The organism is Arthrobacter sp. MYb23, from assembly GCF_002979775.1.
Classification (GTDB): Bacteria; Actinomycetota; Actinomycetes; order Actinomycetales; family Micrococcaceae; genus Arthrobacter.
This window is the reverse complement of record NZ_PCPR01000009.1, coordinates 22,356-35,702: the sequence shown is the minus strand read 5'-3', so window position 1 is coordinate 35,702 and position 13,347 is coordinate 22,356. Positions and strand designations below refer to the sequence as shown.

The 13,347-nt window shown below is 64.6% G+C and carries 12 protein-coding genes and 1 tRNA gene; 8 read left to right on the top strand and 5 right to left on the bottom strand.

Features of this window, described 5'->3' with window-relative positions:
• Positions 1 to 3: 3 nt before the first annotated feature.
• Positions 4 to 639 carry a uracil phosphoribosyltransferase gene (gene upp, locus CQ020_RS11500; protein WP_017198151.1) on the bottom strand — a complete coding sequence of 212 codons (636 nt, stop codon included), beginning with the start codon at positions 637 to 639 and terminating at the stop codon, positions 4 to 6.
• Between the two features lie 22 nt (positions 640 to 661).
• Here upp and CQ020_RS11495 point away from each other — a divergent pair, with 22 nt between their 5' ends.
• Positions 662 to 1,174, top strand: coding sequence for a nucleoside deaminase (locus CQ020_RS11495; RefSeq protein WP_105691972.1), 513 nt, complete (start codon positions 662 to 664; stop codon positions 1,172 to 1,174).
• A 21-nt stretch (positions 1,175 to 1,195) separates the two neighbouring features.
• Here the strand turns inward: CQ020_RS11495 and CQ020_RS11490 are convergent, their stop codons facing one another.
• Genes CQ020_RS11490 through CQ020_RS11480 form a run of 3 tightly spaced genes read right to left on the bottom strand, consistent with a single transcriptional unit; the run spans position 1,196 to position 3,611 of the window.
• Entirely contained in the window at positions 1,196 to 2,188 is a 993-nt protein-coding gene (locus tag CQ020_RS11490; RefSeq protein ID WP_258141846.1) for a glycosyltransferase family 4 protein, read from the bottom strand.
• A gap of 13 nt (positions 2,189 to 2,201) precedes the next feature.
• Positions 2,202 to 2,600, bottom strand: a complete 399-nt coding sequence (locus tag CQ020_RS11485; protein ID WP_105691971.1) for a 6-carboxytetrahydropterin synthase — start codon at positions 2,598 to 2,600, stop codon at positions 2,202 to 2,204.
• Positions 2,601 to 2,603: 3 nt separating this feature from the next.
• Complete coding sequence (locus tag CQ020_RS11480; RefSeq protein ID WP_105691970.1) at positions 2,604 to 3,611, bottom strand: zinc-binding alcohol dehydrogenase; 1,008 nt, start codon at positions 3,609 to 3,611, stop codon at positions 2,604 to 2,606.
• 127 nt (positions 3,612 to 3,738) lie between these two features.
• On the opposite strand from CQ020_RS11480, the gene CQ020_RS11475 reads away from it, so the two are divergent.
• Positions 3,739 to 3,828 (top strand) — tRNA-Ser (locus CQ020_RS11475).
• Between the two features lie 187 nt (positions 3,829 to 4,015).
• On the opposite strand, the gene CQ020_RS24025 is transcribed toward CQ020_RS11475, so the two are convergent.
• Positions 4,016 to 4,282, bottom strand: a complete 267-nt coding sequence (locus CQ020_RS24025; RefSeq protein ID WP_146116654.1) for a hypothetical protein — start codon at positions 4,280 to 4,282, stop codon at positions 4,016 to 4,018.
• 162 nt (positions 4,283 to 4,444) lie between these two features.
• Between CQ020_RS24025 and CQ020_RS11470 the strand changes: the two genes are divergently transcribed.
• The 6 genes from CQ020_RS11470 (at position 4,445) to CQ020_RS11445 (ending at position 13,278) form a co-directional block, all read left to right on the top strand.
• Positions 4,445 to 5,014, top strand: coding sequence for an SRPBCC family protein (locus CQ020_RS11470; protein ID WP_105691969.1), 570 nt, complete (start codon positions 4,445 to 4,447; stop codon positions 5,012 to 5,014).
• 228 nt (positions 5,015 to 5,242) lie between these two features.
• A complete protein-coding gene (locus CQ020_RS11465) occupies positions 5,243 to 5,863 on the top strand; it encodes a hypothetical protein (protein ID WP_105691968.1) in 621 nt (206 codons plus the stop codon).
• A gap of 124 nt (positions 5,864 to 5,987) precedes the next feature.
• Complete coding sequence (locus CQ020_RS11460; RefSeq protein ID WP_105691967.1) at positions 5,988 to 6,722, top strand: YcnI family protein; 735 nt, start codon at positions 5,988 to 5,990, stop codon at positions 6,720 to 6,722.
• A 104-nt stretch (positions 6,723 to 6,826) separates the two neighbouring features.
• Positions 6,827 to 7,474, top strand: a complete 648-nt coding sequence (locus CQ020_RS24185; protein ID WP_181151859.1) for a DUF4232 domain-containing protein — start codon at positions 6,827 to 6,829, stop codon at positions 7,472 to 7,474.
• Between the two features lie 55 nt (positions 7,475 to 7,529).
• Positions 7,530 to 12,455: an ATP-dependent helicase gene (locus CQ020_RS11450; RefSeq protein WP_105691966.1), complete on the top strand. Its 4,926-nt coding sequence runs from the start codon at positions 7,530 to 7,532 to the stop codon at positions 12,453 to 12,455.
• Complete coding sequence (locus CQ020_RS11445) at positions 12,448 to 13,278, top strand: DNA-formamidopyrimidine glycosylase family protein (protein WP_105691965.1); 831 nt, start codon at positions 12,448 to 12,450, stop codon at positions 13,276 to 13,278. The genes CQ020_RS11450 and CQ020_RS11445 overlap by 8 nt, the downstream gene beginning before the upstream one ends.
• Positions 13,279 to 13,347: the final 69 nt, after the last annotated feature.

Here is a 13,347-nt window from a genome sequence, read left to right as displayed (position 1 = left end):
TTCTTAACCCGCTACGCCGTAGAGTCGGTCTCCGGCGTCGCCCAAGCCAGGCACGATGTACGACTTCTCGTTGAGCTTCTCATCAATCGAGGCCAGGACGATCTTCACGTTGGCGTCGGAGAGCTCTTCCTCCAGCTTGGACAATCCCTCCGGAGCGGCCAGCAGGCAGATGCAGGTTACGTCCGAGGCGCCGCGCTTGAAGAGGAACTTGATGGCCTCGCGCAGGGTGCCGCCCGTGGCGAGCATGGGGTCAAGGACGAAGATCTGGCGGCCGGTGAGGTCCTCGGGGAGGCGCTCGGCGTAGGTGATGATGTCCAGGGTTTCTTCGTCGCGGGCCATGCCCAGGAAGCCAACCTCAGCGGTGGGGACCAGTTTGGTCATGCCCTCGAGCATGCCAAGGCCTGCGCGCAGGATGGGGACCACCAGCGGAGTGGGCTTGGTGAAAGCCGTGCCAATGGTGGTGGTGACGGGGGTTTCGATCTCTACTGGCTGCGTCTTGACCTCGCGGGTGGCTTCATAGGCCAGGAGGGTGACGAGTTCTTCAGTGAGCTGCCGGAAGACCGGTGAAGGGGTGTTCTTATCCCGCAGAACGGTGAGCTTGTGAGCGACCAGCGGGTGGTCCACGACGAGTGTGCGCATCCCCCAAAACTATCATTGAGACATGAGCGCCACCGAGCCGTATCACGCAGACCACATGGCCTGGATGGGCCTTGCCCTGGACGAGGCCCGGTTGGCGCTGAAAACTGACGACGTCCCCATCGGCGCGGTGGTGTTGGGGCCCGACGGCGGTGTGCTGGGTTCCGGACGCAACGAACGTGAAGCGCACGGGGACCCGACCGCCCACGCGGAGGTGGTGGCGATTCGTCAGGCGGCTGCTGCGTTGCGTCAGCGCGCTTTGGCCTCGGGCAGATCGGGTGACGGTTGGCGGCTTGAGGACTGCACCCTGGTGGTCACCCTTGAGCCGTGCGCCATGTGCGCGGGAGCCATTATCCTGGCCCGGATTCCCCGCGTGGTGTTTGGCGCGTGGGATGAGAAGGCAGGCGCGGTGGGCTCCGTCTTCGATATCCTCCGCGAGCGCCGCCTCAACCACTGGGTGGAGGTCTACGCAGGCGTCCGAGAAGAGGAGTGCGCTGCCCTGCTGAGGGAGTTCTTCGCCTCTCACCGGCTGCCCTAGTTCGTAGGATGTTGGAGCGCTTCAGCGTTGGAGCGCCTCCAGGACGGTGGCGGCAGTGGTGTCCCAGCCACGGAGATATTCGCGCGCTTGGAGTGCGTTGCTGCGCCAGGTTTGTTGAAGGACTGAATCGTCGAGCCAGGTCCGGAGCGTGGTGGCCAGGGTCCCTTCCTGCGTGAGGTCCAGCGCGGCGCCGGCCTCTGTGTGGCCCAGGGCTTCCACGGCACCGGTCCCCTGCCGCACCAGCACGGGGACTCCATGGGCCAGCGATTCCGTGACCACCATGCCAAAGCTTTCGGAGCGTGACAGGAGGACACTGAGGTCCGCCTTGTGCCACTGCTTCTCGAGGGCATCGCCGGTCAGCTCGCCCGTGACGCTAATGCGGTTTTCGAGGCCGTAACGCTCGACGGCGGCCCTCACCTCCGCTGCGTACCTCGGGTCAGCGTTCTCCGAGCCGATGAGGGCCGCGGTCCATCCCACGTCCTGCAGGTTGCCAAGGCATTCCACTAGTTCGAGTTGGCACTTGTTAGACAGCAACGCCGCGACCGCGACTATATGCAATGGCTGCGATCCCTCGGCGGAGTCTGCTTTTTCGGCTCCTGGCGTGGCGATGACCATCTTCCGCGTGCCATGCTTCGCTCGCAGTTCCTCGGCCGCGTGGGCACTCGGGCAGATGATGCCGGTCGCGGCAGCCAGCGCCTTGGCCTCAAGATCGGGGTGGTCCGCCAACGCCATGTGGGACAGTATCCACACCTGGGTACCGGCATTAGTCGCACCGGAGATCTCGTCCGGAGCCCCACTCGCTACCAGTCCGTCGGCAATCACTGTTGTGCCGCCGTCGAGCATGTCAGCGAAACGTTGCCGGTCCGCTGGACTCCCAACCGGCCAATCGCCGTCGACCGTTATTGTCTCAACTTTGGCGCCCAAGGCGGTCAGGTGCTCGGCGAGCATGGCGTTGTACTTGTTGCCGCCGGAGCCGTGCCGGACGTTCCCCGGGACCAGGAAGCGGATGTGCACTTACTTGACCTGTTTACTTGACCGGGAGCTCCAGCGAATAGCCCGCCCAGGCGTCAGGGTTTTCGCGGAGGACCACGTCAATGCCGGTGAGGGCCGGACCATCGGCGGTGTCCTGGATTCGGGCGGCCATGGCGTCGGCAATGTGTTTCGCGAGCGCCTCCGTGGTGGAGAGCTTGCCCTTGAAAGCGGGATGCTCGTCCAGGTTCTTGTAGTTCAGGTCTTCCAGGATTTCCTCAAGGATGCCGCCCGCGGCACCGATGTCCAGGACGATCGCGTCGTCGTTAACGTTGGGCCGGCGGAAGGTGACCTCGGCGACGAACGTGGCGCCGTGCAGGCCCTGGGCTGGGCCGAACGCTTCGCGGGGAAGGCTGTGGGCGATCATGAAGTGGCGACGGACGGTCAGGCTGAACATGTATTAATCCTCCGGGTGGGGGTAGGCGACCACGTGGCAGAACCCGCCAGGTCTCTCGAACAATTTTGTAAGCGTAGTGGGCAGGTTCCGGAACAGGCATTCGCTGGTCAGGAAGGTGTCGAACAGCGGATCCTTCAACTCGATTGCCGCCTGTTCAAGGCGCTGGGCGTTGGTTCGCCGGTGCCGCCTCGGAAGGGCGACGGCGCCCACCTGGCTTGAGCGGATGTTGAGGCGCCGGGCGTGGAAATCTTCGCCGAGCGGCAGGGCGACTTCCTTGTCCGCGAACCAGGAAAGTTCAATCACGTCCGAGTCGTCACCGGCCAGTTGGAGGCTCAGCTTGAGGCCCTCGTTGGAGGCGGAACAGTGGAAGACGATGTCGTTGTCGCTTTTTGCATTCTCTGGTTCGGCGAAGTCGACGTTGATGGTTTCTGCCAGCTTCCGCTTCTCTGGATCCGCATCCACCAGCTGCAGGCGGCCCAGCGGGTACTTCCGCAGGAGCGTCGCCAGGACGCCACCCACCAAACCACCACCGACGACGGCGACCCGGTCACCCAGCCTGGGCCCGGCTTCCCACAACGCATTGATGGCCACCTCAACGATGCCGGTGAGAACAGCGCGTTTCGCAGGGACTTCATCGGGGATCGCCGTGAGCTGGCTCGTGGAGATCACGTAGAAGTCCTGGTGGGGGTGCAGGCTGAAGACGGTTTTTCCCCGCCATTCGTCCGGACCTTCTTCCACAATCCCGACGTTCAGGTAGCCGTACTTGACCGGGCCGGGGAAGTCACCTTCCTGGTGCGGGGCCTGCATCAGGTCAGCCACCCGATCCGGGACGCGGCCTTCGTGGACCACGCGCTCCGTACCTCGGCTGACACCCGAGTAGAGCGCCCTGACCAGGGCTTCGCCTTCTTGCCTTGGTGGCAGGGCTTCCGGACGCAGCTCACCATCGCCGGTCTCCGTGACCCAGTAGGCGTGGGCTTCGTGTTCTTGTTCGTGCTCCCGCGAAATCGTCATGATACTTACGAATCTATCGTTGGGGCGCTGTGGACGGAAGTTGGCTGTGTTTTGGCTTGCTCTTCCCGCGGGGCAGTGGGGCCTCGTTTTGGGGAACCGGGCTGAACTCCGGTACCCTATTTCAGTTGGTGACGTGTCCGAGCGGCCGAAGGTGCAACACTCGAAATGTTGTTTGGTGTAAAAGCCAACGTGGGTTCAAATCCCACCGTCACCGCCAATGAGAAAGGCCCTGCTTCCCTTTGTTTATGAGGGATGCGGGGCCTTTTCTTATGTCTGGATTGTTCAAACGGTATCAACGGGCCTGGTGGCCAGCGCACTGCCCTGGTGCTAGGGAGTGTCCGGCGCGCACAGCAGAGCTGATTTCGCCGGATGGCTATCGTGTGGAGAACCCTCCACCACAGCGACTATTCCTCGCCCCGCTCAGCTGACCAGTGCTCGAAGAGGGCTTCAGGGTCCGCGGCGATGAGCTGAACGTTGCCACACTGGCGGCAGGCGAATGCCCTCAGTGGCACACTCCGCACCTTCCCGAAGACTTTGGCGGACCCCGGCGTCGCGACCAATACCTCGCCCTTTCCCATACCCGTCTCCGGATACAGATGTAGGGGGCCGAAGATGGAATCCGAGCCGCAGGCCGAACAGAGCAAGGGATGTTCTTCTTTCGCGTCGCTCATGCGCCAAGACTAGCCCAGCGCGGGTAGCGCAGCGAGGGGCGGAATCTCGGCACTTTCGAGGTTTGAAAGTGCCGAGATCTAACCCTTCGGCGCGGGCAGGCGTAGATTGATCACGGATGCCGCCAGACACCCTCGGAACCCATACGGACCGCGGAGACAACAATGGCCGGGACCACAAACAAGACAACGAAGAGCACCGACTACGCATTCGTCACCGTATGGCGGGTTGCGGGAACCTGCGAAGAAGTGGTCAGCGTCCTGGGCGACGCAAGCAGCCTCAAGCAATGGTGGCCCGCCGTATACCTCACCGTGAAACCCGTAGCCCAAGGTAGCCCGGATGGCGTAGGTGCCAGCTTCGACCTGCACACCAAAGGCTGGCTCCCCTACACGCTCAAGTGGCGGCTCACAGTTACCGAGCCGGTGACCCTCGACGGCTTCGCGCTCACCGCTGGAGGTGACCTGAACGGCACCGGCCGCTGGACTTTCGCGACCGACGGCCCCGAAGTGGTGATCACTTACGACTGGCGGGTCAGTGCCTCCAAGCCCCTGCTTCGCCGCCTGAGTTGGCTCCTCAAACCGGTGTTCTCTGCAAACCATCACTGGGCCATGGCTCGCGGTGAGGAAAGCCTGAAACTTGAGCTCCGCCGTCGGCGTTCACAGGCAGGAGCCGGTAGCGCGGCCAAAGTGCCGGAGCCGCCAAGGCCCACCTTCACGCGGTGGGCACAGCGCTAGGCCGACGTTCCTTCCCGGTTACCTCGGCCCGCAGCCCAAGGATGCCGCGGAATTCCAGGAGTCCAGGCAGGGCGAGCACCGGGAAACCGGAGGTAACTGGGGAGGAACGCAGCAACGTGCCCACATAGACACCAATCCGAGACCCGCCCGGCGCCGAACTCCCGATAGAATCAAGACGCTGACAGTCAGGCAGCGCCAAGAGAACGCCACAGAGATGAGGGAGGACCCGTGCGCACATCACAGCCCCGGGCACCCTTTCATGCGTTGCGTTCAGGCGTCATCTCGCTGATTGTGGTTCTTCTCGCCGCAGGAGCTCACATTGTGGGTGGCGGAGAACTTCCCACAGCCCCGGTCCTCCTGGCGCTGGTTGCGCTGACGGCCCTGGCTGCCACGCTCGCCACCCGGTTCAAGCTGAACCTTGTCACCATGGCCGGGATCTTGGGCGCGGGACAGTTGGCGCTTCACGAAGCTTTCACCGCCTTGGGCCCAATATCGGCAAACGTGCAGGAAACAAAGCACCACCTCGGCGCTGAACCTTTGAGCGCCGGGCTAGACATCGCAGCTACGCATACACATGAGCTCGGCACAGCATTCGGCACCATCATGTTCGTTGGCCACGTCGTCGCCACCATTGCTTCTGCCGTGGTCCTGGCCAAGGGTGAAGATGCCCTGTGGCAACTCGCCGCATGGTTGCGGCCGCTGCTTTCCCTGCCCTCCTTGGTGTTCAGGCCCGACGCCGGCGCCTCGCCTGTCGCAGTTGGCACACCCGACGTCTTCATCCCCCGCCCTTGGCGGAACCTTAGGCAAGACAGCCGCCGCGGCCCGCCCGCCGGCGTCGTACTTCCTTAGTTCCGCCCGGCACCTTCTGCGCGCGATAAATGGCGCGCTGCAACAGCACATCCTGTGCATGGTGACGGGTCTCAAACCCGTACCCCTGCGCCGCACCAGCCGGCGCCCCCGAAAGGCACTTCCCATGAAATCCTCGATTCGCCGCACCCTTTCCGCTACCGCCGTCGCCGGTGGAACCGCTGCCCTGATGATGGCCGGTTTGGCGGGAGCATCCGCCCACGTCGGCGCGGACCCCAACAAGACCGCAGCTAACTCGTACGCTTTGGTTACCTTCGGAATCCCCCACGGTTGCGACACTTCCGGCACCACCAAAGTGGCCATTTCACTCCCTGAGGAACTGAATGACGCCCAGCCGACCGTCAACCCCAACTGGAACGTGGAAAAGGTCACGGAGACGCTCGCCGAGCCCAAAAAGCTGGACGACGGCACCACCATCACCAAGCGCACAAGCCAGATTGTGTACACGGCCAAGGCGCCGCTGGACCCGCACCTGCGTGACGCCCTTGTTTTGTCGGTCAAACTGCCGGACGCAGCGGGCAAGACCATCTACTTCCCCACGCTGCAGACCTGCGAGACGGGCCAGACAGACTGGTCCGAGATCGCCAAGGAGGGCCAGGACCCGCACGATCTCAAGGCTCCGGCACCGTCGGTCACCATCACTCCGGCCGACGCAGCCGGTGACCACCACGCTGCAGAAGCCGTCTCCACAGAGCAGGCCGCCGCTGTAACTGACGACGGCTCGCAGGCGCGTAGCTGGGCCGGCCTGATCGCAGGCATCGCCGGCCTGGGCTTGGGCGGCGCTGCGTTCTTCCGCAGCCGCTCCGCCAAGCCGGCCGTGGCCACAGCAGACACCAAGTAGTTGACAGCGGTTCGGCGCCCGGAAGATCACAATCCGGGCGCCAATCCGCGCTCTTGGCCGTGGCTGAATTGACTCGGATCAGGGCCGGGGCAAGGCTGGTGCCCATGTGGACTCAGCGCATCAAAACCGGACTTGTGACGACGACGGCAGCCGCTGCGCTGCTCCTTCTTGCTGCTTGTGGGCCAAGCCCCAGCCCGTCGGGAACCAGCAGTGCCCCGCCAACCTCTTCGACGCCTTCGGCCTCATCTCCCTCAGCATCAGCGACGCCTTCCGCGACGGCGACGACGACGCCCTCACCCTCGGCGACAGCAACGTCCGCTGCACCCGCGGCCCCCGCGCTGTGCAAGGCGGCATCCCTCACCGCCGCAACGGACGCCACCGGCGGAGGTGCGGCCGGCAGCATCTATGAGAAGTTGATACTGACCAACTCCGGCAGCGCCCCCTGCATCTTGGAAGGCTTCGCAGGAGTCTCCCTGACTGCCGACGCCAACGGTGAACCGATCGGCGAACCGGCAACCCGGGAAACCACAACCCCGGTAACCAAGATCGAACTGGCTCCGGGCAAGTCGGCGTGGGCGGAAATCCGGTACACGCAAGCCGGCAACTACGGCGACTGCACCAAGGTGGCCGCCGCCGGTTTCCGCATCTACCCGCCGAACGACACGGCCTCACTGTTCATCCCGGAACCCCACGATGCGTGCAGCAACGCCGGCATCAAGCTCCTGACCATCACCGCTTTCCAGGCAGTCTGACCGTCTCCTTACGGCTCCGGCTTATTCTGTCGGAGCCGTGAGGCATGATGGAGGAATGCAGGAGCCGAAGGCGTCGGATGGCGCTATCAGCCGTTTCAGCCAGGCAACCAGGGAATGGTTCCTCGACGCTTTTTCCGAGCCCACACCCGCGCAGGATGGTGCATGGAACGCGATCTCCTCGGGCTCCCATGCCTTGGTAGTGGCGCCTACAGGTTCCGGCAAAACCCTGGCGGCTTTCCTGTGGGCGCTCGATCGCCTGCATTCCAAGCCCACTGACACGCTGCCAGGTCTTGAGACTGTCCCAGCCAATGGCAAGGGTCGGGCAAAGCGGCCTAAAACCAAGACCCGCGTCCTCTACATCTCGCCGCTGAAGGCGCTGGGTGTGGATGTGGAGCGGAACCTCCGGGCACCCCTGATCGGCATCACCCAAACAGCCAAACGTTTAGGCCTTCCCGCACCATTGGTGACGGTCGGCGTCCGTTCGGGAGATACGACGGCGGCGGATCGCCGCACGCTGTTGACCAACCCACCGGACATCCTCATCACTACGCCGGAATCCCTGTTCCTCATGCTGACCTCCCGTGCCCGGGAAACGCTCAGCGAAGTGGACACCATCATCATCGATGAGGTGCACGCCGTAGCCGGCACCAAACGCGGCGCACACCTGGCCGTTTCCTTGGAGCGCCTGGACGCACTGCTTCCGAAGCCCGCCCAACGAATCGGGCTCTCCGCGACGGTCCAGCCGCGGGAACTGGTGGCCCAGTTCCTGGCAGGCCAGGCTCCGGTGGAAATCGTGGCTCCGCCGTCCAAGAAGAACTGGAACCTCACAGTCACGGTCCCTGTGGAGGACATGTCGGACCTGCAAGGTGCTGCGGGAGCGTTCGACTCAGGGCCGGCGTCCGGTCTGCAGCCGCAGGCGTCCATCTGGCCGCATGTGGAGGAACAGATCGTGGATCTGGTCCTGTCCAAACAATCCACCATCGTGTTCGCCAATTCCCGTCGCTTGGCAGAACGCCTTACAGCCCGGCTCAATGAGATCTACGCCGAGCGCCAGTTGATGGCGGTGGGTGGCAGTGAGTGGGCCGCCCCCGAATCCAACCCGGGAATCCCGGCCTCGACGGCAACCCCGGCACACATGATGGCTCAGGCTGGAAGCACTACAGGCGCCGATCCTGTGCTGGCCCGCGCACACCACGGCTCAGTGTCCAAAGACCAGCGCGCCATGATCGAGGACGACCTCAAGTCCGGCAGGCTCCGCTGCGTGGTGGCAACATCGTCCCTGGAACTCGGCATCGATATGGGTGCGGTGGACTTGGTGGTCCAGGTGGAGTCTCCCCCGTCGGTAGCCAGCGGTCTGCAACGCGTCGGGCGTGCCGGACACCAGGTTGGTGAGATCTCCGAGGGCGTCCTCTTCCCCAAGCACCGGGCCGACCTCCTCCACACCAGCGTCACCGTTGAACGCATGCTCAGTGGGCAGATTGAGCGCCTGAGCATCCCGGCCAACCCCTTGGATATCCTGGCCCAGCAAACAGTGGCCGCTGCCGCCTTGGGCAGCATCGATGTGGAGGACTGGTTCAGCACGGTGCGCCGGTCAGCGCCGTTTGCGAGCTTGCCGCGCTCCGCATTCGAGGCCACTCTGGACCTTCTGGCCGGCCGGTACCCCTCAGACGAATTCGCCGAGCTCAGGCCCCGCATCATCTGGGACCGGCACGCCGGGACCATTGAAGGCAGGCCCGGAGCCCAGCGCCTAGCCGTCACATCCGGTGGCACCATCCCTGACCGGGGCCTGTTTGGCGTGTACATCATCGGCACGGAAGTTGAAGGCTCGGCCTCCCCCGCCAGCGCGGACGGCTCCGAACCCACGGCTTCGGCGCGTGCCGCCAAGGGTGGACGCCGCGTTGGTGAGCTCGATGAAGAGATGGTCTACGAATCCCGGGTAGGCGATGTCTTCGCGCTGGGTGCCACCAGTTGGAAGATCGAGGACATCACCCACGATCGCGTGCTGGTCTCCCCCGCGTTTGGCCAACCCGGCAAGCTTCCGTTCTGGAAAGGCGACTCCCTTGGCAGGCCCGTGGATCTGGGCCGCGCGCTGGGCGCCTTCATCCGGGAACTCTCGGCCGCGGACGAAGCCCCGGCCATGGAACGCTGCCAGGCCAGCGGCTTGGATGCCTTCGCCGCAAGCAACCTGATCCAGTACCTCAGGGAGCAAAAGGAAGCCACAGAGATTGTTCCCAGCGACCGAACCTTGGTGGTGGAACGGTTCCACGACGAACTCGGCGACTGGCGGGTAGTCCTCCACAGCCCGTTCGGCATGCCTGTTCACGCACCGTGGGCACTTGCCGTGGGCCAACGGCTGCAACAGCGCTACGGTTTGGACGGATCGGCCATGGCAGCCGACGACGGCATTGTCCTGAGGGTGCCCATGATGGAAGACGAGCCACCCGGCGCTGAGCTTTTCCTCTTCGACCCGGAGGAACTCGAACACATCGTCACCGCCGAAGTGGGCGGCAGCGCGTTGTTTGCCTCAAGATTCCGCGAGTGTGCCGCCCGTGCACTGCTCCTCCCCCGGCAGAATCCGGCCAAGCGTCAGCCTCTGTGGCAGCAACGCCAGCGCTCTGCCCAATTGCTGGATGTCGCCCGGAAGTACCCCTCATTCCCCATCGTGCTCGAAACAGTGCGCGAATGTTTGCAGGACGTTTACGATCTACCCGCCCTCAAAGACATTGCGGCATCCGTGGAGCGCAGGGAACTCAGGATCGTGGAGACCACCACGCAGCAACCCTCCCCCTTCGCGAAGTCCCTCCTGTTTGGGTATGTGGCCCAGTTCCTTTACGAGGGCGACTCCCCCTTGGCCGAACGCCGGGCTGCCGCCCTTGCCCTGGACTCCACGCTCCTGAACGAACTCCTGGGCCGCGTGGAACTGCGCGAACTTCTGGATGCCGAGGTCATCGACTCAACAGAATTGGAGTTGCAGCGCCTGAGACCGGACCGACGTGTCCGTGGCATGGAGGGCGTGGCGGATCTCCTTCGGCTGCTGGGCCCGCTCAACGTTGAGGAAGTCGCAGAGCGGCTCCAAGGGCCTGAGCAAACTGAGGATCTGGACCAGCTCGAGGAAACCCCGCAGGCCGCTCATGGCAGCGTGGCTGACGCCGGGTCCCACCTCGCGGCATTGCAAAAAGCCAACCGCGCGCTGAAGGTAACCATCGGCGGCGTCGAGCGTTTTGCTGCCATTGAGGACTCGGCACGGCTCCGTGACGCAATCGGGGTTCCGCTGCCGATGGGTGTGCCTCTGGCATTCATTGAGCCTGTCAACGATCCTTTGGGCGATCTCGTTTCGCGGTACGCGCGCACCCATGGACCCTTCACAGCCGCCGAAGCTGCGGCCAGACTGGGGCTTGGCGTCGCGGTGGTCAATACGGCCTTGAAACGGCTCGCTGACGACGGTCGCGTGGTGGAAGGCGAGTTCCGGCCCCACGCTGTCGCCGAACAACCTGCGGAACGAGCCGACTCAGAACTCATGACCCTGGACGCCCCGCCGTCCAGCGAATGGTGCGATGCCGAGGTCCTGCGGAAACTGCGGCGTCGTTCGCTCGCTGCGTTGCGGGCCGAAGTGGAGCCCGTGGACACGGCCGCCTATGGCCGGTTCCTGCCGGCATGGCAGAACGTGACCGCGCCCGGCAAATCCCGAAGCCAGGCTTTGCGGGGGCTGGACGGCATCATCACGGCGGTGGACCAACTTTCCGGTGTTCCCATCCCGGCCTCCGCGTGGGAACCTTTGGTTCTTGCGAGCAGGGTGGCGGACTACAAACCGGCCATGCTGGACGAGCTCATGGCGGCCGGCGAACTCCTCTGGTCAGGAGCAGGGTCCCTTCCCGGAAACGACGGCTGGATCAGCCTCCACGTGGCCGATTCCGCCGAGCTGACGCTCAACCCGGACCCCGAGTTCGAACCCGGCGACGCCCAGCAACGGCTCCTGGAACACTTCAGCGCCGGTGGTGGCTACTTCTTCCGGCAACTCACAGACGTGGCCGGCGGCATGGATGCGGTGTTAAGCGACGACGCCGTGGTTTCTGCCCTGTGGGACCTCGTCTGGGCCGGCCGGGTGACCGGCGATACTTTTGCTCCGGTGAGGGCCATGATCGCCGGGGGGAAGACCGCGCACCGGCAAGTGGCCAAGGCGCCGAGGGCCCGCGCCCCGCGCATGAGCAGGCTGGGCCGTTCCCACGGGACGGGACTGCTGGGTTCACCCGGGCTAACGGGTGGCCGTTATGGCTCGGTGACAGGCGGCGTCGCGGCTGCACCGCCGTCGGCCGTGGGTCGCTGGTCAGCGCTACCCGCGCCGGAACTGGACCCCACCATCCACGCCCGCGGCACTGCAGAGCTCTTGCTGGACCGCTACGGCGTGGTGACCCGCGGCTCGGTCATGGCGGAGAACATCATCGGCGGCTTCGGGCTCATGTACAAAGTCCTCGCCCGTCTGGAGGAAGCGGGTCGGTGCCGGCGCGGTTACTTCGTCGAGCATTTGGGGGCGGCCCAGTTCGCCGTCCCCGCCACGGTGGACCGTCTCAGGTCCTTCACCGAGGACGCGCGCATCTCCAAAGCCGAGCCATCCGCGCTTGCCCTTGCCGCGACCGACCCCGCCAACCCCTACGGTGCTGCTCTTCCGTGGCCCGCGCTTTCTGTCGACGCCGGTTCCGGTCACCGTCCTGGACGCAAGGCCGGGGCGTTGGTGGTGATGGTCGACGGCGCGTTGGTCCTTTACGTCGAACGCGGCGGCAAGACCCTCCTCACCTTCAGCCAGGACGACGCCGTGCTGACGGTTGCGGCCCAGGCATTGGTGGACGTGGTGCGGCGAGGTGCTGTGGACAAGCTCTTCATGGAGAAGGTCAACGGCCACGATCTCCTGGAAACTCCCATAGCCGTTGCTCTCGCCGCCGCGGGGGCTTACTCCACACCGAAGGGGCTCCGGATCCGTGCCTGAAGGCGATTCCATTTGGCGGGCTGCCTCACGCCTGAACGAAGCGTTGGCCGGGAAGGTCATCAAGGCCTCAGACTTCCGCGTGCCCCGCTTTGCCACCCTGAACCTTGCGGGTTGGACCATGACCGAGGTTGTTCCCAGGGGCAAGCACCTGCTCATGCGCCTGTCCGGACCCGTTGACGAGGAACCCGGTGCCAGCAGGAGACCCCGCGCCCTGACTATCCACTCCCACCTCAAAATGGAGGGGAACTGGATGATCTACCCGCCAGGGGGCCGCTGGACGAAACCCGGCCACACTGCACGGTGTGTGCTCCGCACGGACTCAGCCGACGCCGTCGGGTTCTCGCTCGGCATCCTGGAGGTGGTGCCCACGGCTGAGGAAGACAAGATTGTTGGGCACCTCGGGCCGGACTTGCTCGGTCCTGACTGGGACGAGGAAGAAGCGTTGCGCAGGCTTCGCGCCGAACCGGACGTCACCGTGGGATTTGCGTTACTGGACCAACGGAAGCTTGCGGGGATCGGCAATATCTACCGGTGCGAGTCGTGCTACTTGTCCGGCATACACCCTGCCCTGCCGGTAGGAGAAGTTCCGGACCTTCCCAAGACAGTCAGGGACGCCAAACGCCTTCTCGGCGAAAATCTGGGCCCCGGGCGGCGGACCACTCTGGGGCCACGCGCCCTGCGGCCCGGGTATTGGGTGTATGGCCGGGAACGCCAACCCTGCAGGCGCTGTGGTGCCACCATCCGCCGCGGTCTCTTGGCTGGACCGGACGGCACGGAGGAACGGGACATCTACTTTTGTCCGCGCTGCCAGCCTGCTCCCTGATCAAGAAACACCCTGCTAACAAACACAAGCAACCGGCCGGACCCGGCCACCCAAAAGCCAGCCAGGTCC